Annotated in this window: 19 protein-coding genes; 18 read left to right on the forward strand and 1 reads right to left on the reverse strand. The window is 53.6% G+C overall.

Translation table 11 applies throughout. The features are described from left to right. Positions 1-5: 5 nt before the first annotated feature. The 10 genes from waaF (at position 6) to sufT (ending at position 11559) form a co-directional block, all read left to right on the forward strand. Positions 6-986 carry a lipopolysaccharide heptosyltransferase II gene (gene waaF, locus DFK18_RS07305; protein WP_114417598.1) on the forward strand — a complete coding sequence of 327 codons (981 nt, stop codon included), beginning with the start codon at positions 6-8 and terminating at the stop codon, positions 984-986. A 191-nt stretch (positions 987-1177) separates the two neighbouring features. Then, entirely contained in the window at positions 1178-3406 is a 2229-nt protein-coding gene (locus DFK18_RS07310; RefSeq protein WP_114417599.1) for an NADP-dependent isocitrate dehydrogenase, read from the forward strand. 166 nt (positions 3407-3572) lie between these two features. Further along, positions 3573-4472, forward strand: coding sequence for a bile acid:sodium symporter family protein (locus tag DFK18_RS07315; protein ID WP_114417600.1), 900 nt, complete (start codon positions 3573-3575; stop codon positions 4470-4472). Further along, positions 4465-5364 carry a 1,4-dihydroxy-2-naphthoate polyprenyltransferase gene (locus DFK18_RS07320; RefSeq protein ID WP_114417601.1) on the forward strand — a complete coding sequence of 300 codons (900 nt, stop codon included), beginning with the start codon at positions 4465-4467 and terminating at the stop codon, positions 5362-5364. Before DFK18_RS07315 ends, DFK18_RS07320 begins: the two co-directional genes overlap by 8 nt. Positions 5365-5437: 73 nt before the next feature. Continuing rightward, a complete protein-coding gene (locus DFK18_RS07325) occupies positions 5438-5905 on the forward strand; it encodes an SUF system Fe-S cluster assembly regulator (protein WP_114417602.1) in 468 nt (155 codons plus the stop codon). Between the two features lie 92 nt (positions 5906-5997). Further along, entirely contained in the window at positions 5998-7446 is a 1449-nt protein-coding gene (gene sufB / locus DFK18_RS07330; protein ID WP_114417603.1) for a Fe-S cluster assembly protein SufB, read from the forward strand. A gap of 181 nt (positions 7447-7627) precedes the next feature. After that, a complete protein-coding gene (gene sufC, locus DFK18_RS07335; protein ID WP_114417604.1) occupies positions 7628-8377 on the forward strand; it encodes a Fe-S cluster assembly ATPase SufC in 750 nt (249 codons plus the stop codon). After that, positions 8374-9681, forward strand: a complete 1308-nt coding sequence (gene sufD, locus DFK18_RS07340) for a Fe-S cluster assembly protein SufD (protein ID WP_114417605.1) — start codon at positions 8374-8376, stop codon at positions 9679-9681. The genes sufC and sufD overlap by 4 nt, the downstream gene beginning before the upstream one ends. Positions 9682-9757: 76 nt before the next feature. Then, complete coding sequence (locus DFK18_RS07345; protein ID WP_114417606.1) at positions 9758-11014, forward strand: cysteine desulfurase; 1257 nt, start codon at positions 9758-9760, stop codon at positions 11012-11014. Next, complete coding sequence (gene sufT, locus DFK18_RS07350; RefSeq protein ID WP_245944351.1) at positions 11011-11559, forward strand: putative Fe-S cluster assembly protein SufT; 549 nt, start codon at positions 11011-11013, stop codon at positions 11557-11559. Before DFK18_RS07345 ends, sufT begins: the two co-directional genes overlap by 4 nt. Positions 11560-11705: 146 nt before the next feature. Here sufT and DFK18_RS07355 read toward each other — a convergent pair whose 3' ends face one another. Then, on the reverse strand, positions 11706-12134 hold the full coding sequence (locus DFK18_RS07355) for a hypothetical protein (RefSeq protein ID WP_114417608.1): 429 nt from the start codon (positions 12132-12134) through the stop codon (positions 11706-11708). Between the two features lie 157 nt (positions 12135-12291). Between DFK18_RS07355 and DFK18_RS07360 the strand changes: the two genes are divergently transcribed. The 8 genes from DFK18_RS07360 to bcsA all read left to right on the forward strand — a co-directional run bounded on the left by DFK18_RS07360 (position 12292) and on the right by bcsA (position 24655). Next, positions 12292-13515 carry a TraB/GumN family protein gene (locus DFK18_RS07360; protein WP_114417609.1) on the forward strand — a complete coding sequence of 408 codons (1224 nt, stop codon included), beginning with the start codon at positions 12292-12294 and terminating at the stop codon, positions 13513-13515. A gap of 147 nt (positions 13516-13662) precedes the next feature. Then, complete coding sequence (locus DFK18_RS07365; protein ID WP_162299724.1) at positions 13663-16794, forward strand: hybrid sensor histidine kinase/response regulator; 3132 nt, start codon at positions 13663-13665, stop codon at positions 16792-16794. A 5-nt stretch (positions 16795-16799) separates the two neighbouring features. Further along, positions 16800-17906: a hybrid sensor histidine kinase/response regulator gene (locus tag DFK18_RS07370; protein WP_114417611.1), complete on the forward strand. Its 1107-nt coding sequence runs from the start codon at positions 16800-16802 to the stop codon at positions 17904-17906. 94 nt (positions 17907-18000) lie between these two features. After that, on the forward strand, positions 18001-18972 hold the full coding sequence (locus DFK18_RS07375; RefSeq protein WP_114417612.1) for a diguanylate cyclase domain-containing protein: 972 nt from the start codon (positions 18001-18003) through the stop codon (positions 18970-18972). Between the two features lie 10 nt (positions 18973-18982). Continuing rightward, a complete protein-coding gene (locus tag DFK18_RS07380; protein WP_114417613.1) occupies positions 18983-20968 on the forward strand; it encodes a sensor histidine kinase in 1986 nt (661 codons plus the stop codon). Beyond that, a complete protein-coding gene (locus DFK18_RS07385) occupies positions 20961-21656 on the forward strand; it encodes a response regulator transcription factor (protein ID WP_114417614.1) in 696 nt (231 codons plus the stop codon). The genes DFK18_RS07380 and DFK18_RS07385 overlap by 8 nt, the downstream gene beginning before the upstream one ends. A 385-nt stretch (positions 21657-22041) precedes the next feature. Then, a complete protein-coding gene (locus tag DFK18_RS07390) occupies positions 22042-22449 on the forward strand; it encodes a hypothetical protein (RefSeq protein WP_114417615.1) in 408 nt (135 codons plus the stop codon). Next, complete coding sequence (gene bcsA, locus DFK18_RS07395) at positions 22442-24655, forward strand: UDP-forming cellulose synthase catalytic subunit (protein ID WP_114417616.1); 2214 nt, start codon at positions 22442-22444, stop codon at positions 24653-24655. The genes DFK18_RS07390 and bcsA overlap by 8 nt, the downstream gene beginning before the upstream one ends. The last annotated feature ends 30 nt before the right edge of the window (positions 24656-24685 follow it).

Here is a 24685-nt window from a genome sequence, read left to right on the forward strand (position 1 = left end):
CATTGATGTCGGGATTTTTCAGAAAGGCAGCTGGTCGCAATCTGGTCGTGATGCCGGGTTCGCCGGAAAAGCTCCTGCTCGCCCAGCCAACCCTGGCGGATTTGCAACAGCGTTTTCCCCGCAAGCCTCTGGATATTATGGTGCCCACGCGCCTGAGCGGCTTGGCTGAGCGCTTCCCTCAGGTCGACCAGATCTATAACCTGCCCGACCCCCAGATGAGCTGGAAAACCTTCTGGCGTGCAGGGCTGGAGATGCAGGGCAAGGATCACGGCCATGCCTGGGTTCTGCCCGACCGCTTTAAACCGGCACTGATTCCCATGCTGGCCAATATCGGTGAGCGCACCGGCTATCGGGGTCGCTATCGCTACTCCTTGCTGATTGATATCCGCCTGCCCAACCCGCGTCGCCACCCTCATCCGGTTGACCGCTATAGGGCCCTAGCCTGGGATATTGTCGATGAACTGGCACCCCCGCAACCCTTGAAATTGACCAGTCGACCCGAACAGCAACAGGCGGTGGCGACCGAGTTCGGGATACCTGATGACAAGCCGCTGTTGATGGTTTGTCCGGGCTCCCTGAGAGTTTCTGCCGCTGCACGCAGGGCCCAGCCCAGCGCTGATCAGTGGTCTGAACTGTTGGAGAAACTGGCCGGGCAGGGCTGGCAAATCTGCCTGCTGGCTTCGCGTTACGAATTGCTGGAAGTCGAACAGCTTTTATCCAGTCTTCCCCCGGTTCTGGCCGATCAGGTCATCAACCTGGCCGGCAAGGTCACCTGGGAGGAAGCCGTGGATCTGGTCAGTCAGGCGCGCGCTGCCCTGGCGCTGGATAATGCCCAGGCGCTTCTGGCGTTAGGATGCGGGCTGCCGGTTTATCTGCCGTTGAATAACCAAGAAGTCCAGGAATTTCAGCAGTGGCAAGCGCCTTACCTGGGGGCCAAGCCAACACCCTTGAGCGAGTTGGAACAGCTGCTGGGTGCCAATTTATAAAATTCAGCCAGACTTGCTGCTCCGCAGCTTAGCCCTTGGTATTAGCAGGAAAGCGTACAAAAAGAGACTCTTTTTCGGTAGAATGCCTGTTGTAATTTTACTAGCTAAAGCTTACTCCTCTTGAAAAAGGCGGCCAAAAGCTGCCTTTTGCATGAGTTGTCAGTCATACAACGATGGAATCGGGGAAGAAAATGACAACATCCAGCAATAAGATAGTTTATACCCTTACAGACGAAGCACCTGCCCTGGCAACCTTTTCCCTGTTGCCGGTTGTCAGTTCCTTTACCAAGGTTGCCGGTATTGATGTAGAAACCAGCGATATTTCCTTGGCTGCACGTGTTCTTTCTGCTTTTCCGGAGCGCCTCAAAGAAGAGCAGCGCATGCCGGACACTCTGGCTGAACTGGGCGACTTGACCAAAAAGCCTGAAGCCAACATCATCAAGCTGCCTAACATCAGTGCTTCCATTCCTCAGCTGCGCGCCTGTATCAAAGAGCTGCAGGAACAGGGCTATGACGTGCCCGAATATCCTTTCGAGCCTGAAAACGACGAAGAAAAAGACATCCAGGCACGCTATGCCAAGGTGCTGGGTAGTGCGGTTAACCCCGTCCTGCGTCAGGGTAACTCTGACCGTCGTGCGCCCCCCGCTGTTAAAGCCTTTGCCCGTAAATACCCTCACTCCATGGGCAAGTGGAGCAAGGCTTCCCGCTCTCACGCCGACTGGATGCGTGGTGGCGACTTCTTCTCCAGCGAACAGTCCGTAACCCTGGAAAAGGCCGACAAGGTTCGCATCGAATTTGTTGACCAGAGCGGCAAGGCTGAAGTGAAAAAAGAACTGAGCCTGGAAGAAGGTGAAGTTCTGGATTCCATGTTCATGAGCGCCAAGGCGCTGGACGACTTCTTCATGCGCACCATTGAAGAATGTGCAGAAGACGGTGTGATGTGGTCCCTGCACGTTAAGGCGACCATGATGAAGGTTTCTCACCCCATCGTTTTCGGTCACGCTGTACGCGCCTTCTATAAAGAAGTATTTGACCAGTACGGCAGCCTCTTTGAAGAGCTGGGCGCCAACCCCAACAATGGTATGGCCAGCGTTCTGGACAGCATCAAGTCTCTGCCTGCTTCCAAGCAGGACGAAATCGAGGAAGCCATCCACGCTTGCTACGAGCACCGTCCTGAAATGGCCATGGTTGATTCCGTCAAGGGCATCACTAACCTGCACGTACCCAGCGACGTAATCGTTGATGCCTCCATGCCTTCCATGATCCGTAATTCCGGTCGCATGTGGGGCCGTGATGGCAAGATGAAGGACGTTAAGGCAGTTATGCCCGAGTCCACCTATGCCCGTATCTACCAGGAGATGATCAACTTCTGTAAGACTCACGGCGCTTTCGATCCCACCACCTGCGGTACCGTGCCCAACGTTGGTCTGATGGCCATGAAAGCCGAAGAATACGGCTCTCACGACAAGACGTTTGAAATGAGCGAAGCCGGCACCATGCGTGTGGTTGCCTCTGGTGGCAGCGTTCTTATGCAGCACCAGGTTGAGAAGGGCGATATCTGGCGTGCTTGCCAGACCAAAGACGCGGCTATCCGTGACTGGGTCAAGCTGGCTGTTAACCGTGCGCGTCAGTCCGATACCACTGCCATCTTCTGGCTGGACAACGAGCGTGCTCACGACCGTGAACTGCGCAAGAAAGTGGAAAAATACCTGCCTGAACATGATACCGCGGGTCTGGATCTGCGCATCATGGGCTATGTCCGCGCTATCCGTACTTCCATGGAGCGCATGGTTCGTGGCAAGGACACCATCTCGGTTACCGGTAACGTTCTGCGTGACTACCTGACTGACCTCTTCCCCATCATGGAACTGGGTACTTCAGCCAAGATGCTGTCTATTGTTCCTATGCTGGCCGGTGGCGGCATGTACGAAACCGGTGCGGGCGGTTCTGCACCCAAGCACGTACAACAGGTTCTGCAGGAAAACCACCTGCGCTGGGATTCACTGGGTGAGTTCTTGGCTCTGGCCGTTTCCCTGGAAGAGCTGGGCCAGAAAAACAGCAACAAGCGTGCTGAGGTTCTGGGCCAGGCTCTGGACAAGGCCACAGGCCGTCTGCTGGAAGAAAACAAGTCGCCTTCACGTAAAGTGGGTGAGCTGGACAACCGTGGTAGTCACTTCTACCTGGCCAAGTTCTGGGCTGACGAGCTGGCTGCTCAGTCTGAAGATAAAGAACTGGCCGAGAAGATGGGCCCTCTGGCCAAGCAGATGAGCGAGAAGGAAGACCAGATCCTGAAAGAACTGAGCGATGCTCAGGGTTCGCCTGCCGACCTGGGTGGTTACTACCACCTGGATAAAGCCAAGGCTGATCAGGTAATGCGTCCCAGCAGCACCTTCAATCAGATTCTGGATACCCTGAAGTAATTTCAGTTTAATCTGGAAACTGTAAACCCGAAGCCCTCAGGGCTTCGGGTTTTTTTATGGCTGTTGGGTCGGGGTACTGCCTGTCTTGTCATGAAAAGTGGTAAGCTTTTTGGTTGAATGCTGCCTGGATAGATCAGATGCAGCCCCGTCATTTGGAGGAGTAATAATGCAGCAGCTAGTCACCCAGGTCCTTTTGCCCCTGATTCTGGCCCTGGTCATGCTGGGCATCGGTATGGGTCTGCAGCCTGCAGACTTTAAACGAGTGATGGAAAGACCCAGGGTAGCCTTTCTGGGATTGGCGCTGCAGTTGTTCTTTCTGCCTTGCCTGGCCTTGTTACTGGTTAGCATCTTGCCCTTATCGCCTCTGGCTGCAGCCGGGCTGTTTCTGGTTTCTCTTTGCCCGGGTGGTGCCACCTCCAATCTGTTTTCCCTGATTGCCCGTGGAGATGCGGCCTTGAGCGTAACGCTGACCGGTGTGACCAGTCTGCTGACGCCTGTGACCCTGCCGCTCTTGTTTGTTGCCTATTTGCAGCTCCATCCCCTGGAAGCCGATTATTTTTCCATGCCCTTGTTGCCAGCCATCAAGCAGCTGGCGCTGGTAACCCTGGTTCCGGTCACCCTGGGTATGCTGATCCGTGGTTTCTTGCCGGACTGGGCCGAGAAGGTTCAGCCCTTGTTACGCCGCCTGTCGACCCTGGCCATGCTGTTAATCGTTATTGCTCTTCTGGCCACTCATTTGCATCTGATGCAGCGTTTTTTCAGCCTCGAGGGTCTGGCCATACTACTGCTGAGTAGTTGTTCTCTGCTGATCGCCTACTTTTTGGCGGCCCGTGCCGGGTTGCAGGAAGCCGAGCAGAGAACCCTGGGCTTGGAAGTCGGTGTGCAAAATGCAGGCACCGCCATTCTGGTGGCCTTGACGCTACTGCAGCAGCCAGCCTTGGCCGTGGTGCCTCTCATGTACGGTATTTTGATGAATATTCCGGCCTTTAGTTTTGTCTTCTGGGTCCTTCGCAAGGATGGTCTTGCGGCAGGGCGTCCCGGTGGGGAAGTGAACGAGGGTGTCTAATTTGGCTGGCTCTGTACCCTCTGGCGCGGCCTCCTGGTTTTTACTGCTGCGTCCTAAAACACTGCCGGCTTCAATTGCTCCAATTCTTCTGGGTTCTGCATTGGCGGCCTCGGAAGGTTATTTTGATGCTCTGGCTTTTGTTCTGGCGCTTATCTGCGCACTCTCCTTGCAGATCGCGGTAAATTTTGCCAATGATCTCTTTGATGCTCAGCGAGGCGTGGATGGTGAGCAGCGACTGGGGCCTTTACGCGGCTTGCACCTGGGGCAGGTCACTCCGGCAGAATTGAAGCTAGGGCTGCTTGCCGTCCTGGCAGTGGCGGTTGTGAGTGGTTTTGTTCTGGCCGCCCTGGCCAGTTGGTGGTTGCTGCTTCTGGGCTTGGCTTCTATCCTGGCGGCCCTGGCGTACAGTGGTGGGCCTTATCCGCTGGCATCCCATGCCCTGGGTGAAGTGACCGTGCTGGTCTTTTTTGGCTGGCTGGCAGTGATGGGCAGTTATTTTATCCACACCCAGAGCCTAACCCTGAATTCCTTCGTTTATGCCAATCTGACCGGTTTGCTGAGTGCGGCCATCATGCTGGTCAACAATCTGCGTGACCGTGAGACGGATGCCGCAGCAGGCAAGAATACCCTGGCTGTCTATCTGGGTGATCGCGGTAGCCGCCACCTCTACCGGCTGTTGCTGCTGGGTTTGCCTCTCTTGCATGGTGTCTTGCATCCACACTGGCAGCTGCTCAGTTGGTTGCCCCTGCTGCTGACGGCCCCTCTACTGGTTTTTCTCTGGATTGCGATAGGACGCTTCGAGGGGCGGGCTTTAAACCGCCTTTTGGCACTCACCGCACAGTTGCTGTTGCTCTATTCTTTATCCCAGTCTCTGGTGCTCCTGGCCGCTTAGTGTAAACCTGACTGCTTTACTCGGTTTCTAAAAAGCACTAAAATGGTACTCAATAAAGCTTTTTGGAGTCGGCATGCTGAAGTTGAGCAAACTAACTGACTATGCAGTGGTGATCATGGCCCAGTTGGCTCGTGATTCCGAGCATCAGTATGCGGCTGCGGAATTGGCTGAAGACATCGGTCTGCCCAAGCCTACCGTGAGCAAACTGCTCAAGATGCTGGTCAAGGCAGATTTGCTGGTATCTCGGCGCGGGACTCAGGGAGGCTACCAACTGGCCAGGCCCGCTTCGGCGATTACGGCCAGCGACTTGATTGCAGCGATAGAAGGGCCGGTGGCCATGACTGAATGCAGCCTGGAAGATTCCCAGTGCGACCTGATCAGTCAGTGTGGCGTAGCCACTAACTGGCAAAGAGTCACCCAGGCGATTCATCAGTTGCTGGCTTCGGTCACCCTGGCTCAGTTGGCCCAGACCCAGCCGATCAAGCTGCCCTGGGTGCAGATACAGGCTCTGAGTGTTTATGAAACCAGTGCCGCTGGCTAAAACTACTGTGTATAGCTTTCTTTCCTGACAGCCGTCGGAAGGAAAGACAAGAAAGAATAGATAGAAAGACTTGATGATGCCCGGAGGCCGTTATGGCAAGCGAAGAAATGGAGCAGCTGGTACGTAAAGAGTACAAGCAAGGCTTTGTAACCGATATCGAAAGTGACACCCTGCCGCCGGGTCTGGATGAAGATGTCATCCGGCATATCTCGGCCCGCAAAAATGAGCCGGATTGGCTGCTGGAATGGCGACTGGAAGCCTACCGTCACTGGCTGACAATGAAGGACCCCCAGGCCTGGGCTCATCTCTCTTACCCGGAAATCGATTTTCAGGCGGTCTCCTACTATTCCGCGCCCGGTGCCAAAAACAAGGATGCTCCCAAGAGTCTCGACGAGGTTGACCCCAAGCTGCTGGAAACCTTCGACAAGCTGGGTATTCCCCTGCACGAAAGAGCGGCCCTGGCCGGGGTGGCTGTCGATGCGGTTTTTGATTCCGTGTCTGTGGGTACCACCTTCAAAGACAAACTGGCCGAAGCCGGGGTAATCTTCTGTTCCATTTCCGAAGCGGTGCAGGAGCACCCCGAGCTGGTGAAAGCCTACCTGGGAACCGTGGTTCCGCATACCGATAACTACTATGCCGCGCTGAATTCGGCGGTCTTTACCGATGGTTCCTTTGTATTTGTTCCCAAGGGCGTAACCTGCCCCATGGAACTCTCGACCTACTTCCGCATTAACGCGGCCAATACCGGCCAGTTCGAGCGCACCCTGATCGTTTGTGAAGAAGAAGCCCAGGTTTCCTACCTGGAAGGCTGTACCGCGCCCATGCGTGATGAAAACCAGTTGCACGCGGCGGTTGTCGAGCTGGTGGCTCTGGATGATGCCTACATCAAATACTCCACGGTGCAGAACTGGTATCCCGGTGATGAAGAGGGCAAGGGCGGTATTTACAACTTCGTCACCAAACGTGGCGACTGTCGCGGTGATCGTTCCAAGATCAGCTGGACTCAGGTGGAAACCGGCTCAGCCATTACCTGGAAATACCCCAGCTGCATTCTGCGCGGCAAGGATTCGGTGGGTGAATTCTATTCGGTGGCGGTGACCAACAACTTCCAGCAGGCCGATACCGGCACCAAGATGATTCACCTGGGTGAAGGCAGCCGTTCCACGATTATTTCCAAGGGGATTTCTGCCGGACGTTCCAACCAGTCCTACCGCGGCCTGGTCAAGGTGCTGCCCTCGGCCAAGAATGCCCGTAACTTCACCCAGTGTGACTCCCTGTTGTTGGGCGACCAGTGTGGTGCGCATACCTTCCCCTACCAGGAAATCGGTAATTCCTCGACCCAGGTAGAGCATGAGGCCACCACTTCCAAGATTGGTGAAGATCAGCTGTTTTACTGCATGCAGCGCGGCATTTCCGAAGAAGATTCGGTCAATATGATCGTCAATGGCTTCTGTAAGGATGTCTTCAAGGAACTGCCGATGGAGTTCGCTGTAGAAGCTGAAGCCTTGTTGAATGTGACGTTGGAAGGTGCCGTCGGCTGATGATGGTAAGTACTGCTGAACAGGCTGCTGGCTTGCCAGTCGGACAAACCTTCCCGGTTTGTACGAACTGCGTTACGCCATCCCTGGCTCCACTAACGCTCAGCAGCCTGCATCATGCCACCTTTTGCTATTTAAATAGCCGAATCTCCCCGAATTGATGAGTTAATTACAGGATACCAAGATGATCGAAATTAAAGACCTCCATGCCAAAGTCGAAGGCAGAGAAATTCTCAAGGGCCTTAACCTGAGCATTCAGCCGGGTGAGGTACACGCCATCATGGGCCCCAACGGTGCGGGTAAATCCACGCTTTCTGCAGTTCTGACCGGCCGCGAAGGCTATGAGGTTACTTCCGGCAGCGTCACCTTCGAAGGTCAGGATCTACTGGAAATGGATGTGGAAGACAGGGCCAGAGCTGGCCTGCTGCTGGGTTTCCAGTATCCGGTGGAAATCCCTGGGGTGAAGAATGTCTACCTGCTCAAGGCCGCTTTGAATGCCAAGCGCGAAGCCCAGGGCCTGCCCGAGATCGAAGCCCCCGAGTTTATGAAGCTGATTCGTGAAAAGATCAAGTTCATGAAGATGGATAACAGCTTCCTGCATCGTGCCGTGAATGAAGGCTTCTCCGGTGGTGAGAAAAAGCGCAACGAAATCCTGCAGATGCTGGTACTGGAACCCAAGCTGGCACTGCTGGACGAAATTGATTCCGGCCTGGATATCGATGCCATGAAAACCGTGGCAGAAGGGGTCAATTCCCTGCGTTCCCAGGAGCGTAGCATCCTGATGATTACCCACTACCAGCGTCTTCTCGACTATATCGTGCCGGATGTAATCCATGTCCTGGCCGATGGCAAGATCATCAAGACCGGGGATAAATCCCTGGCGCTGGAACTGGAAGAAAAAGGCTATGACTGGTTATTGGAGGGAGTTGCATGAACCAGTACGCAGAAGCTTTCGAGGCATTCAATCGCCACGCAGAAAGCGGCTGGTTGAAAAGCCAAAGGATTGCGGCCTTTGCCCGCTTTGAGCATCTGGGCTTTCCCATCAATGGCGTGGAAGCCTGGAAGTACACCAATACCAAGGCCTTGGCCAAGCGTCCTTTTGTTCTGGCTGAAGGCTACGATCTTCAAGCCGCGCAAAAACTGCTGAATGAAGCAGCCGTAACGCTGGACAGTCATCAACTGGTCTTTGTTAACGGCATTTTTGTCCCCGAGCTCTCCGATTTAAGTTCACTGCCCCAGGCATTGGTGGTGGAACCCCTGTCCGAGGCTCTGGACAAGGAGCTGGAACTGACCTGCGGCATGATGGGGCGACTGGCGGGTATCGATAGCGATGTCTTTACCGCGTTGAACTTTGCCTTTGCCGGTGAAGGGGCGGTGATCCGTGTCGGCAATAACCAGGTGATCGACAAGCCAATCAACCTGATTCATCTATCCACAGCCAGTGACCAGCCGCAGATGTCGCATCCGCGGATACTGATTGCTGCCGGTAGCAGCAGTCAGCTGCAGTTGGTGGAACAATTTGTCGGTGACGATGAAGCCGTTCATTTTACCAACCGGGTTGCCGAGGTGGTCCTGGAAAGAAATGCTCAATTGACCCACTACCTGCTGGAGACACCGGGCGACCAGAGCTGGTTGATCGGGCGCACCCAGGTCGAACAGCAGCGCGACAGCCGTTATGGCTGCCACCATATGAATCTGGGCGGTAAGCTGGTGCGTGATGATCTGGTTTGTGATCTCAATGGCAAGGGAGCCAGCAGCCACTTCTCCGGCCTGCTGTTTGGCCGCAACAAGCAGCACCTGGATATTCACAGTCTGGTTCATCACAATGCACCCCAGACTTACAGCCATGAAAACTACAAGGCCATTCTGAACGATAAGGCCAAGGGTGTTTTCAATGGCAAGGTCGTGGTCAAAAAAGACAGCCAGCAAATCCAGGCGGATCAGAGTAACGCCAACCTGCTGCTAAGTGATCAGGCAGAAATCGATACCAAACCGGAGCTGGAAATCTACGCGGATGATGTTAAATGCTCCCATGGTGCGACCACGGGGCAGTTGGATGAAACCGCTCTCTTTTACCTGAAATCCCGTGGCCTGTCCGATGAGCTGGCTCGAGGCTTGCTGACTTTAGCCTTTGCCAACGAGGTGATTGACGAGCTGAAGCTGGCACCTCTCTACAAGCGGGTTGAAGAAAGTGTGGCCGGCCACCTGCCTCATCAGGTGGATCTGGAAGAGCTTTGATCGAAACCCTCTAGCCTCCAGTATTACGGGCGCTCAGGGCAAAAGAGCGGATTTCTGAAGCACAGGACAAGAATTGATGACCGAATTAGATTTTGAAAATCTGCAGCAACCCAACTATGACATCCAGGCGTTGCGGGCTGAATTCCCCATTCTGCAGCGTCAGGTGCATGGTCGGCCTCTGGTGTATCTGGACAATGCGGCAACCAGCCAGAAACCTAGGGCCGTGATCGAGGTGATGGATGACTACTACCGTCATACCAACGCCAATATCCATCGCGGTCTTCACTGCTTGTCCCAGGAAGCGACCGATGCCCATGAGGCCGCTCGAAGACAGCTGCAAAAGTTCATTAATGCTGCTTCCAGTAAAGAGATCGTTTTTACCCGCGGAGCCACCGAGGCCATCAACCTGGTGGCCCAAAGCTGGGGCAGGGCCAATTTAAAGGCGGGAGACCAGGTGCTGGTTTCCATGATGGAACATCATGCCAATATCGTGCCCTGGCAGCAGCTAGAAGAACAGCTGGGCATCGAGATCAAGGTCATCCCGATTCTGGACGATGGTAGTCTGGATCTGGCGGTTTACCAGCAACTCTTGACCGAGCGAGTCAAGCTGGTGGCCGTGACCCAGGTATCCAACGCCCTGGGAACAGTAAACCCTATTGCCCAGCTGGCCCGTGAAGCCCATGATGCCGGTGCCCTGATTCTGGTGGATGGAGCCCAGGCTGTGCCTCATCAGGCCGTGGATGTGCAGGCGCTGGATGCCGATTTTTATGTTTTCTCCGGCCACAAAATGTATGGTCCCACCGGCATTGGTGTCCTCTATGGTAAGGAGCAACTGCTGGAAGCCATGCCACCCTGGCAGGGTGGCGGGGAAATGATCGAGAAGGTCAGCTTTGAAAAAACCACCTTCGCCGGTTTACCGCATAAGTTCGAAGCCGGGACACCAGCCATTGCTGAAGCAATCGGTCTGGGTGTGGCTGCTGACTGGATGCAGGCTTTGGGAATTTCCCATCTGGCTGCCTGGGAGCATTCCCTGTTGCACTATGCCAGTGAACAGATGCAGGCCGAGCTGCCCGGATTGCGGATTCTGGGGCAGGCTCCCGGTAAGGCAGCCGTTATCTCCTTCGTGCTGGAAGGTGCCCATGCCCAGGATCTGGGGCTCTTGACCGATCAACTGGGGGTAGCGATACGCACCGGCCATCACTGCGCCATGCCGGTTCTTCATCATCTGGGTGTGGATGCCACCGCGAGAGCTTCTTTTGCCGCCTATAACACCCTGGAAGAAGTGGATGTCTTTGTCGCGGCCTTAAAGCGAGTCAGGGAGATGCTATTGTGATTGAAAAGGGTGACAAGATTCAGCTAAGTCGTGAAACCGAAGTCATTTCGGTGCCCTACGGTAAGACCATTACTCTGCCTGCAGGCGAGGAAGTGGAAGTCATGCAGGCCAAGGGCAGTACTGTCAGTATCGGTCACCAGGGCCGCCTTTACATGGTTGAAGGCAGTAATCTGGATGCCCTGGGCTTGCCCGCCCTGGAAAGACCCCGGCTGCCTGCCGGTGCTTCCAACCAGGAAATAGAAGACTTCGCCTGGGAACAACTTAGAACCTGCTTTGACCCGGAAATCCCGGTGAATATTGTTGACCTGGGCTTGGTTTATGGGTTGAAGATCGTCGATCTTCTCGATGGCCGCAAGATGCTCAATATCCGCATGACCCTGACCGCACCCGGCTGCGGTATGGGAGAAGTTATCGCCGCCGATGCTCGCCGCAAAATCCAGGGCGCGGAAGACCTGGATCAGGTGAATACAGAAATCGTCTTCGACCCTCCCTGGTCGAGAGAAATGATGACTGAAGAAGCTCAGTTGGAACTGGGAATTTTCTAGAAAGCCTCGGATTAACGTTTGTGCTGCGACCTGCATGGATGTAGAAGGTGTTCAAGTTCATCTAACAAAAGCGAGCAGGAGGAGAAAGGCTCGCTTTAAGTCTTAACCTGATCCAAGGCTCTTTAGAATAACTGGCCAGTAGCTAATCAGTTGATGACCATGCCCGGACGAAAGCCCTGAACAGGGATGGGCTTGTTGTCTTCTCTTTCCCAGAACCAGTTTTGCACCTGCTGAATCAATACCATCTCGGCAATTTCCGCCAGCTTTTCCGTGCAGTTCATCTTGTTCTGAATCAGGTCGGCACAATCAAAGAAGTCTTTGGCGGTGGCACCATCCACGGTGAAGTTGGTATCACCGACGGCAATAAAAATGGGCTCTTCACGATTGGAGGTGACATTGATACCTGCTCCCTGACTGGCAAGCTGGACATCCTGATGGTCGAGGATTTCACGCAGGGCATCAGGACTCATGTGCAGGTTGAGGATAATGGCCTTGAGCAGGGCTGCCGAATCATTTTTCAGGCTGGGTTCTTCGGCCAGTTCTTCCATGATGGCAGTGACAGTATTAAGGGCCATGGTAATCTCTCCTGTTGCAGTGGTAGTAGCCAGTCTTCAGAGGCTTTCTAGCCTAGTGGTTGTCGGGGGTCTTGTACAGGGGTGTCGCTGACCACTGACTTTTAACCCGCTTTCTGGTCTAATGCGCCTTTGCTTTTGAATCAGGATACAGGAATTGATGACTGCAGCAGCCCCTTCAGAGACGACCGGTGGCCCCCGCAAACTTGTCCACAAGCAGGATACCGATTACACCCTTCTAGGAACCGCCCACGTTTCCCGAGCCAGTGCCGATGAGGTTCGTGAACTGATTCGCAGTGGTGAGTTTGATGCCGTTGCGGTAGAGCTCTGTCCTGCTCGCCACGCCAACCTGACCAACCCTGATGCTCTGGCCAAAATGGATCTTTTCCAGGTGATTAAACAGGGCAAGGCTGGCATGGTGGCCGCTAACCTGGCTCTGGGTTCTTTCCAACAGCGGGTTGCTGAAGAATCCGGTATTGCTCCGGGTGAGGAAATGAAGGCCGCGATTGAAGAAGCCAAGGCGGCCAGTCTGCCCCTGATGGTGATTGACCGGGATATCGGTGTCACCTTGAAAAGAGTTTATCGCGGTGTGCCCTGGTGGCAGAGAACCGCGTTGGTCAGTGGGCTGGTCTCCAGTCTCTTCTCGCGGGAAAAAGTCTCTGCCGAAGAGATTGAAAGGCTGAAGGAAGGGGACGTGCTGGAATCCACCTTCAGTGAATTTGCCCAGGAATCGGAAAAGCTTTATCAGGCGCTGATTGCCGAACGGGATCATTATATGGCCTTGCGTCTGGCTCAGGAAAATGGCGATAGCCGCTACAAGAAGGTGCTGGTGGTGGTGGGTGCCGGTCACCTGCAAGGCCTGGAAACCAATTTGCACAGTCATCTGCCCGAAAATCCCAAGGAACAGCTGGATGTTCTGGAAGCTGTACCTCCCGCCAGTCGCTGGCCCAAGTTTCTTCCCTGGATTATTGCCGCTCTGATCATTACCGGTTTTGTTATCGGTTTTAACCGCAATACCGAATTGGGTATGCAACTGGTGATCGATTGGGTGCTGATTAATGGTGGTTTGAGTGCGCTGGGTGTTCTGATTGCCGGTGCCCACCCATTGACCATTCTGACTGCTTTTGTTGCTGCTCCCCTGACCTCGCTGAACCCGACCATCGGGGCCGGTTTTGTCGCTGCCGGTGCTGAGCTGTTGGTGCGTAAACCCAAGGTGGCGGATTTTTCCTCTTTGCGAGTGGATACTGCAAGCATGAAGGGGTGGTGGCGCAATCGCGTTTCACGCACCCTGCTGGTGTTTATTTTTGCCACCCTGGGCTCGGCTGCCGGAACCTATATCGGTGGCTTCAGGATCTTTGGCCTCTTGACCGGAACCAGTGGCTGAGCAGTTGGCTCATTAAGTTCCTGTTAAGTCATCAGGGCAGGGCTTCGCATATAATGCTATTTTCTGCATGTTTGGTTGGGGCCACAAATGGCCTGACTACAAGCCAGGTTGCTGGCGGCCTGGCATTTTATTAACGGAGCCTTGCCCTTGGTTGCTAGCCACTTTAAAAATGACAGGATCGCACCAACTGAAACCCGGGGCATCCATCCAGCCGTTCTTGTAACTTTCCTCTTGAGTCTGGCATTGAGTCTGGCCCTGGTCATCGCCTGGGATCAGCGTCAGGTCGAACTGAGCCAGTCCCGTGCCCTGAATCTCGCCAGCGATTATGCTGCGGCCCTGCAGCGAGGGCTGGAAAGTTCTCTTTCCATCACCTATGCCCTGGCTGCTCTGGTACGTGAAGGGCAAGGCGAGGTAGAGCACTTTGAAGCCCTGGCTGATGAACTCATCCCCTACTATCCCGGTGCTTCTGCAATCGCTCTCTTGCCTGATGGAGTCTTGACTCGTATTGCACCTTTACAAGGGAATCAGGCGGCTTTGGGACAGGATGAATTTGCCGATCCGGAACGTTCTGCCGAAGCGCTCAAAGCCATGAATAGCGGGAAAATGATTCTGGCAGGCCCTTTTGAATTGCGTCAGGGTGGGCTGGGAGCTGTGGGCCGTCTGCCTGTTTTTATGGATGAGCAGCAGGAGGATTTCTGGGGTTTTGTTTCCGTGACCCTGCGCTTCCCTGAAGCTCTGGTGGGAGCCCGCTTGCCGGAATTGACCTCTCAGGGTTATGCCTGGCACCTGTGGCGGGAAGCCCCTTCCGGTCAGGGGGTGCAGACGCTCCTGAATAGTGATGGTGCCTTGAAGGATGAACCTGTCCGGCAGTCCCTGAGTCTATCCAATGGCCGCTGGTATCTGGATGTAACGCCGGTCGAGGGCTGGCGTGACCAGGTACAGCTGGCGGGGCAGATGTTTGCGGCTCTGCTGGTTAGTCTGCTGATCGCTCTGGTCATTCATCTGCTGCTGCGAACACTGGATTACCGGCGGCGTTTGGAGGCAGCTCTACAGGTTGCCGAAACGGCAACCCAGGCAAAATCCGAATTTCTGGCCAATATGAGTCATGAGATTCGCACGCCCATGAACGCCATTCTGGGTTTGACTGAACTCTGTATGCGCACAGATCTTTCTCCCCAACAGCAAAATTATCTCAATAAGATCCTGGCCTCCGGGCGCTCCCTGCTGGGGCTGATCAATGACATCTTGGATTTTTCCAAGATCGAGGCAGGAAAACTGCATCTGGAAGAGGTCCCCTTTGAGCTGGACGAGGTGCTGGATCAGTTGTGGGTAGTGGTGGCTGAATCAGCAAGAAACAAGGGGCTGGAACTGCTGTTTTACCGGGAAAGCGATGTTCCCTATGGCCTGAAAGGTGATCCCCTGCGTATTGGTCAGGTATTGATCAACCTGGTTGGCAATGGCATCAAGTTCACCGATGAAGGCGAAATCGTTGTCTCCGTTCGCAAACTTAAGCAGGATCAAGAAGACCTGGAACTGGAGTTCACGGTTGCCGATAGTGGTATCGGCATGACGGCAGCAGAGCAGGCCAAGCTCTTCCAGTCCTTCTCCCAGGCGGATACCTCAACCACCCGTCGTTACGGTGGTACCGGATTGGGCTTGTCCATTACCCGCCAGCTGGTGGAAATGATGGGCGGGCAAATCCGCGTGGAAAGTGAGCCGGGTAAGGGTAGCCGCTTTATTTTTACCATCCGGCTGGAAGCTGCGGCGAGTACCCAGAAGCCTCCTGAAGAGTTGGTCATCAAGCATCAACTGGAAGGCTATCGGGTGTTGGTGGTCGATGATAATGAAGCGGCCCGGGATATCTTTTTCAGCTATTTGCACAGCTTTGGTTTTGCAACCCAGGTGGTCTCGACACCGGCTGCGGCCAAGCAAGCCCTGCAAACGGCCAGTCAGCCTTTTGATCTGTTGCTCGTGGATATGTCCCTGCCCCAGATGACGGGTTTACAGTTGATTCAGGAAATCATGCAGGCCGAGCTGCCGGTCAACAAACCTCGTTGCATTCTGGTTTCTGCCTTTGCACGTGAAGAGGTGCTAGCAGAGCCGGGGGCTGAGCAGCTGTCTTCTTTTTTACAGAAACCCGTGAACCCTTCGTTGCTGCTGGATTCTTTGGTTGATGCCTTGGGGTTTGCTCCCATATCGGGCCAGGGCCAGCGTTCTGGCGGCTCTTTTGAAGAGGAGCAACTCCAGGCTATTCAGGGAGCAAGAGTCCTACTGGTCGAAGATAACGAAATCAACCAGCAGGTGGCTTTCGAGTTACTGAGTCAGGCACGTTTGCATGTTCAACTGGCCAATAATGGTCAGGAAGCCGTGGATCAGCTAGCGCAGCAGCAGTTTGATGCCGTGCTGATGGATATACAAATGCCGGTCATGGATGGTTACCAGGCTACCCGCTATATTCGTGAAGTCCTTCACCAGACGGATATACCGATTATTGCCCTGACGGCCAATGCACTTCTGGAAGATCGTCAAAAAAGCCTGGATGCAGGCATGAACGATCATCTCAACAAACCCATAGATCCGGATCTGTTGATGACAGCCTTAATTGAATGGATTCCGGCCGGTCAACGTGAATTACCACCGGAAATAGAAATGACGACAAGCACTGAAGCTGAAATTGAATTGCCTCCCAAGTGGGGGCAGCAGTTGGATACCTCGCTGGGATTAAAACGTCTGGGTGACAATCGTCAGGCCTATCGTCGGCTGCTGGAGCGTTTCGTCACCAGTCAGGAAGGCTTTGCTACACGACTGGAAGCGGCACTGGCCAAGCAGGATCAGCAAGAAGCCCTGCGTCAGGCACATACCCTCAAGGGGGTGGCGGGTAATCTGGGAGCCAATCGACTGCATAGCCGGGCCGGAGAACTGGAAGCAGAGCTCAAACAGGGGCTGCAGTTATCGCCGGAGACGATTCAGCCAACCCTTGAGGCGTTGCAAAACCTGCTGGATTATCTGCAGACCTGGCTGGCATCCAAGCGCACTCAGGCGTCGCAGTCGCAAACCGGCTGGACGGAAGAGGAATTGCAGCAAGCCTTGCAGGTTTTGCACCAGCAATTGGAAGACTATGATGCGATGGCCGTTAAAAAGGTGGATGAGCTGTTGGAACGCCCTCTGCCTGCCTCCTGGCAAGCCTGCCTGGAAAGCATCAGGGATCACCTGACGGACTATGACTTTGAAGCGGCCGAGGAGCTATTGGCTCGTCAACAGCCCAACCCCGGAAGTTAACTACCATGACTGAATCTAACCAACCTATACCCAAGGTGATCCTGGTCGTCGATGATGCCCCTGAAAACCTGGATATCATGACCAGCCTTCTTTCTGATCACTATCAGGTTAAAGCAGCAATTAACGGCAAAATTGCCCTCAAGATTGCGGAAAAACAGCGGCCCGATTTGATCCTGCTGGATGTGATGATGCCGGAAATGGATGGTTATGAAGTCTGCCAGCACCTGAAGGCCAGTGATGCCACCCGCGATATCCCGGTGATTTTCCTGACGGCTTTGGACAGTGCGGATGATGAAACCCAGGGCTTGAAACTGGGAGCTGTGGATTATATTGCCAAGCCGCTTAATCCTGATATCCTGCTGACCCGAATCAACACCCACTTGTCGCTGGACGAGACGCGCCGCCAACTGGCAGAACAGAATCAGGCCCTCAAGGAATCGGCACGAATGCGCGAGGATGTTGAGCGCATCATGCACCACGATTTAAAAGGGCCGCTCAGCAGTATCACCAGCATTCCCGCTCTGTTTAAGGAATACGACAACCTGACCCAGCGTCAGCAGGAGTTTATGGAGATGCTGGAAGCGGCAGGCTGGCGCATGCTCAATATGATCGAGATGTCGCTGGTGCTGCTGAAAATTGAATACGGAACCTATGAGCCGGAACTGCAGGAAGAAAGCCTGCCGGACCTTCTCGACCAGGTGGTCCGGGAAATGGCCCAGGCTTTTCGTAAAAAACACCTGGATTTGCAGCTGGAGATCCCCTCTGCTTTGCAGTCGCTGACAATCATGACCGAACCACTGCTGGCTTATAACCTTCTTGCCAACCTGCTCAAGAATGCCTGCGAGGCCTCGCCGCGTGAAGGCTGCATTAAAATCCGTTTGCAGCCACTGGAAGAGGGCTACCAATTGCTGCTGGAAAATGCCGGTGAAGTCCCCGAAGAGATACGCCCTGTCTTTTTTGACAAGTTTGTCACTTCCGGCAAGAAACAGGGAACCGGTTTGGGTACCTATTCAGCCAAATTGATTGCCGAGGTGCTGCAGATGAATTTACGTCTGGATACCTCCCAGCCGGGTTCTACTCGTTTGCTACTGGATGGTAAGTCGCATATATAAGCTGTTAAGACAGCTTCAAGATGCTGTTAAATAACCCGGCTTGTTAAGGGTGTAGGCTTTGCGGTTAGGTTTAAATACGCAAAGGAAAAGCAGCATGGTCGCCCACAGTTTGCTTCCGGCTCCGGATGCGTCCTGTCTTTCACAAGACTTTCAGATTCTGGTGGTGGAGGATGACCCCACGCTGGCCAGAGTCATTGAATGCGTGCTGGAAGGACTAGGTCACTGTCATCTGGTTAGCACAGGGCTGGATGCCCACTCCTGGGCCCTTGAGTTGCAACCTGATCTTATTCTGCTGGATGTCGTTCTGCCGGGAAAGAGCGGTTATCAAATCTGCAGGCAACTGAAGAAAGATCCCTTAACCGCTTATATTCCCGTTATCTTCCTGACCTCCCGCAAAGACCTGCACGAGGAGCGCAAGGGGCTGCGTCTGGGAGCCATAGATTTTATCAACAAACCGGTGCCTCCGGATCTACTCAGGCTTAGAGTCGGTAACCATTTACAGGCTACGGCAAGAGTGCGTCAGCTTCACCGCGATTCCTGTCAGGATGCCTTGACGGGGATAGGCAATCGTCGTGTCTTGGATGCCAGTCTTCAGACCGGCCTGCAGTTGGCTGCCGCAGGCCGGTTATCCCTGTCCCTGGTTCTGCTGGATGTGGATTATTTTAAAGACTACAACGACAGCTGCGGGCACTGGGCTGGCGATCAGGTACTCAAAAGTCTGGCTAAAGCCATCAAGGATTTTGTCAGTCCTCGCGGAGGGCAGGTTGCCCGTTATGGTGGGGAGGAATTTGCCATAGTGTTCAGGCAGGTGTCCCCCTCGGAGTTGGAAAAACTGATGCAGCAGTTGTGTGGTCTGATCCAAAACCTGAATCTTGAGCATCCCCTGGCTCCGGCGCCCGGCGTGATTACTGCCAGTCTGGGGGGTGTGCATCTGGCCCCGGGGTTGATGGCAACGCCTGCGGAGCTGGTTAACCAGGCGGACCGGCTGCTTTACAGCGTCAAACAACAAGGACGCAATCATTATCGCATGCAGCTTGCCAGCGTCGAAGGAGGCGGTCCCGGTTGACTGTGTTCCTGTGAAGCTAGTTTTTTTTGTCGCGGGTATTTTATTGCAACTCTTGCTGGCCTTTCAGGTGCAGGCTTCTGTTGTTATGCATCTAACGCCCGGACAGAATGCCAGCCGCTCACTGGATAACTATCTTGCCGAGGGGCCTAGAGATAGCGGCCTTTCCCCCGAGGAGTTACTGGCATCTGCGCAGGCCTTTACTCCTCTGGCAGGCAGTCCGGCCTGGGGATTTAGTAGTCAGACCCACTGGCTGAGTTTTACCCTGGCATCGCATTTTAGTGAGCCAAAAGACTGGTGGCTGCAAGTCGATCCAGTATTTACCGACCGGCTAAGCCTCTATTGGACTGATGAGCAGGGCCGGTTGCAACAGCTTCAGGCGGGTGATTTGCTCTCGCCCGACCAGCGGCCCCTGGATCTGCCGCAACAGGTTTTTCCCCTGACCTTGCAGCCGGGTGAACAAAGAACTTTTTTGTTGCAAGTGGCGGGAACCAACCCGCTGTTTGCCGACCTGACCCTGAGAGACAGGGATGCCTTTCTGGAAGCCAGTCAAAAAAGGCACTTCTACTGGTCAGCCTATCTCGGGGTGCTGGCCTTGATGGCCTTGCTGGGTTTGGTTTACAGCAATATCCTGCGCGATCGCAGCTATTCCTTTTATACCCTCTATGTGCTCACCCAACTGGTTTTTCAGCTGGCACATTCAGGTTACCTGGCTTGGTTGCTGCCCCTGCCCTGGTCACGCTTGCCCGATTGGTTGACCTCAGCATCCGTTTCCTTAAGCCTGATTTTCTTTGCTTGCCTGTTAGTACGCCTGACAGCAATGAGCAGGGATTTTCCTGCCATGGCGCGTTGTTTTTTGTTGCTAACGGGAGGGATGAGTGCGACCGGCTTGTTGCTGACCTTTGCGGATCACTATCAGTGGGTTGCCTCCTGGATTCAGGTCTACATCCTCTTGTTGACCGCTTTTGCTGTTGTCTTCTCCATCTATCGACTGGTCACCGGGGAAATCCGGTTAGGTAGTGCCTATCTGCTGGTTTTTGGTGTTCTGGCTCTGGGAGTGACCCTGCGCATCCTGCGTGAGCAGTCCTGGCTGCCCAATAATTTCTGGACTGAAAATGCCATCTATCTGGGAACCCTGGTGCATCTTTTAGCCATGCAGTTAATGATTCTGGAGACGATTGCCCGTAATCAAAGACTCAATGCGCAGGAGCTGGAGGTCAGGGTATTCACTCGAACCCAGGAATTGCAGGAACGCAATCAGCAGTTGTTGGCCAGCCATCAAAAGAATCTGCAGCTTCAGAGTGATCTGAGCAAAAGCCTGAAACAGGAAAGCCGAATCCGCAAAGCCCAACAGGATTTTCTGTGTCGTATGGCCAATGAGTTTGCTACGCCTTTGACCGTGATTGATGGTGCCCTGACGCTTTTTGCTATCCAGGGAGAAGCTGATATCAAGATACGCAGAGGTTGGCTGGAAAAAATAAGGGGCGCCCAACAAGATCTGGTTGCCTTGGTGAATACCAGTATATGGGACCAGCGTCTGGCTGATGCCGACTGGCATCCCAGTAATCACTCTCTTGATTTTCTGCCCTGGATGCTCCAGCTCACGGAAAACCTGCGCAGAATGTATAACAATAGATATCTGGTTTTGCTGGGCTCTAAGGCCTGTGAAGTGGAAACAGACCCGGAAATCCTGCAAATGCTATTGCAAAATCTGGTAGGGGTTCTGGTTGCTCGCCTGCCAGCGGATACTGAAATCACATTGAATTACCAGGCCGATGAAGCCAAGCTGCTGCTGACCGTGTCGACTCCCAGTCAGGCGCTTGCGGTTGATGTGACAGCACGAAGCCAACAAGAACACAAAACTGACGGCAAACTCCATCTGGCCAAAGCGGCAGCCTGCAAGCTGGGTGGCTCGCTGGAGTACAAATCCGATCATCAGGATGCCGGTTTTATCCTAACCCTACCTAAAAACCCAAGAAGAAGGTTAAGCAATGACTGATCCATCGCGAATTATTCTAGTTGAAGATGATATGACCCTGCGTAGTGTCCTGGTTGAAGTGTTTCGGATCCAGGGTTTTATTGTTGATGAAGCCGAGGGAGTTGATGAATTCTTTGCGCTCTGGAAGAAACGCAGTTATGACCTGATTCTACTGGATTTGAACCTGGTCGATGAAGATGGCCTGGTGCTTTTGCGTAAGCTGCGTTTGCAAAGTGATGTTCCTCTTTTTGTTGTTTCCGGACGAACGGATCGCGAAACCCGTCTGGCCGCGTTGGAAATGGGGGCCGATGACTATATCTTCAAACCCTTTGATACCCAGGAGCTGCTGGTTCGCGTTAAAAACTTCCTGGGGCGGATGTCGCGCATGCGAGGAGAGGCACCGGCTTCGATTCAGAAAGCAGAATGGGAGCTGGGGCCTTGGACCTTTTCCGAAAAGACCTGCAGCCTGTTCGGGTCCGATGGCGAAGAGGTGTATCTTACGCCTGCCGAATACAAGATACTCCTGACCCTCTTGAGAGCCGAGGGGGTCTACGTCAGTAAAATGAAGTTGATGGATGTGCTCGACTGCGGACAATGCGAAACCTCACCTGAAACCATCGCTGTATTGATTCACCGGATCAGGCGCAAGCTGGGCGATAAGCAGATGATTCAAAACATGCCCAAGAAGGGCTACCGGCTGCGTTGTTAACTGATCATCCCCTGGGCTGACTTCATGTCAGCGACAGAAGCGAGATAGGTGCTTCTGTGCCTTGAGATCAAACAGATCTTATGGGTTAACCCTTTAAAATGAAGGGTTTTTAAAGCTTAAATGTAACAATTAGTCTCAGTCTGCAAGGACAAAAAAACCGGGAAGACCGGTGTTCGGTTTTTTGTTTTGGCACTTATTCAGCGGATTGTCTATTTATAAGTTGTTAATTATTAATTTATTTTTAAGTTTTTTCTGGAGTCTGTTACAGGCTTCTTCCATTGATAACAGGTAAAGCTTGCATTAATTGATTGTTAAGTCTTGTATCTATCTTTTTCTCTGCGCCTGTAGTAACCTGATGTAACAAAATAGTTGCGAGGCGTTACTGATGATTAAGGCGAGCGGAGACAATCTCTATTGGCTGCAACAGCTCCATATTTACAGAGGGCTGGTTGAGCGCCATCAACGTTTACAATTTCTTAAATCCCTCCTGGTAGGCGGGGTGCTGGTTGCCATTTTGAATTTGTTTTTCATGATGCGCATGGCGCCTCATACGGATTTCTGGGTGAATGTTCCAGCTTTCCTGTTACCTGTCATGCTGTTGGTATTGCCTTGGGTCAGTCATTTCCTGCGCCGGGCACGCAAAAAGAAAAATGATCTGGCTCGCCGTTTCTTTTATGCCGGTCTTCAAGTTGATGAAGAAGGTCGGCGTTTGCAAACCAATGCAGCCCATCCGGAGCTGGTCGCCTGTCTTGATGGTGAGGCTGCCCAGCATCAGGTTCCTGTCTATGATTAAGCAGCCTGGCCGCCTGTTGGTTTTTGTTATTCTGGCTTTGCTGGCAGCGGCCGGGCTGGCAGTTGTTATGCCCATGGACTCGCTGGGACAGCTGCTCTCGGCGGTCACTCTGCTGTGCTTGATGTGGGTCTGTGAATCCTTTCGTGAAAGCTCCCGCTGGGGAGATTTTGCCCGGATTCTGGTTCTGGTTCTGGGCTGCTTTCTGACCCTGCGTTACCTATCCTGGCGCGGTATCTATACCCTCTCTGCGGTGGACTGGATGACGCTGATCGTTGTCCTTTTGCTTTTTACTGCCGAAATCTATTCCTCCTGTATTCATGTCCTGGGCTGCATTATCAATGCCGTGCCACTCAAGCGGCCCTTATTGAGCCTTAAGGATCTACCCGAGGGCACGGATTTGCCTAGCGTTGATGTCCTGGTTCCTTCCTATAATGAAGATGCAGAACTTCTGGAAACCACGCTGAGAGCTGCCCTGATGATGCAGTATCCTGCCGAAAAGCTGAACGTTCATCTGTTGGATGATGGCGGTACGGATCAGAAGGTTAACTCTGATAATGCGCAGGTCGCTGCAGCAGCCCGTCAACGCAGGGCGGAATTGCAAGCTCTGTGTCAGCGTCTGGGTTGCCGTTATCTGACGCGCCCACGCAACGAAAAAGCCAAGGCTGGTAATCTGAACCACGCCCTGCAATTTGTTGAGGGGGATCTGGTGGTGGTACTGGATGCCGACCATGTGCCGACCGTGGATTTCCTGGATCACACCGTTCCCTGGTTTGTGCGCCATGACGACATCTTTCTGGTTCAGACTCCCCACTTTATGATCAATCCTGACCCGGTTGACCGCAATCTGTTGCAATCTTTCAGTCGCATGCCCTCTGAAAACGATATGTTCTATCAAACCATTCAGAGAGGTCTGGATTTCTGGGAGGCTTCCTTCTTCTGTGGTTCTGCTGCAGTGCTCAGGCGCAAACATCTGGATGAAGTGGGTGGTCTGGCCGGGGATTCCATTACCGAAGACTGCGAAACGGCTTTCGATCTACACAGCAAGGGGTATCGCTCCGTGTATGTGGATCGCCCCATGGTGGCCGGTCTGGCACCGGAAACCTTTACCGGTTTTGTGACCCAGCGCATGCGTTGGGCTCAGGGGATGACACAGATCCTGCTGCTGAAAAAGCCTTATAAGGCTCCCGGCCTGAAATGGCATCAGCGTGTGGGCTACATGAGTTCCATTCTTTTCTGGATGTTCCCTTTTGCGCGCAGCATCTTTCTGCTGTCTCCGCTGGCTTACCTGTATTTTGGCATGCAGGTTTATAACGCCTCTTTTATGGAGATACTCGCCTTCACGCTTCCGCATATCATCGGCACCTACATGGTTTCCTCCTTCCTGTTTGGTCGCACCCGTTGGCCCCTGATTTCCGAACTCTACGAAATCATGCAATGCGTTTTCTCCCTGGTGGCCATCGTCAAGGTGTTTATCAACCCCCGCAAGCCTTCGTTTATGGTGACACCCAAGGGGGATACGCTGGATGAGGAGTTTGTCTCTCCTTTGGCCAAACCCTTTTATGTCCTCTTTGCCCTCTTGATTCTTGGCTTCTTTACCGGGGCTTACCGTTTTTGGGCGGAGCCTCTGACCCGAGATCTAACTACCGTGGTGCTGCTCTGGAACCTGTTTAACTTTCTGACGGTTTTTGCTGCTTTGGGAGCCTTGCTGGAGCGTCGCCAGAAGCGGGTGGCACCGCGTTTGCCGATCAAGGAAGAGGGGCGGCTGCGACTGGGTGATGATCAGGCTCTGGCTTGCAAACTTCTGGATATCTCTGCCAATGGCAGTCGCCTGAGGCTGGATACATCTCTGGGTTTGCAGGTGGGACAGCAATATCAGCTGGACTTCTGGTCACCGGTACTGGAACGCTGGATACATCTGCCTCTGGTCATACGTGCGGTCTTTCCCGACCCTAGGGGAGAAGAGCTGGGTGTTGAGTTTGTTCCCGAGAACTCCACCCAGATGAACGATCTGGTGGCATTGAGTTTTGCCGATAGTGCTCGCTGGTTGTATTTCCAGAACCGGCGCGCCCGTCCAATCAGCTTTATGCGGGCTTTACGAATTGTTTTAAGCCTGATCTGGGTTCCGGTACGTGCACACTTCCGGGTTCTGATTGTGCAGCGTTACCAGCATTTATTTAAAAAACATAAAAAACAACTGGCAGCCTGAAGGCTGACGGGTCATTCAATGGAGAAAACT

The organism is Marinospirillum perlucidum (genome assembly GCF_003336805.1).
Taxonomy (GTDB): domain Bacteria; phylum Pseudomonadota; class Gammaproteobacteria; order Pseudomonadales; family Halomonadaceae; genus Marinospirillum; species Marinospirillum perlucidum.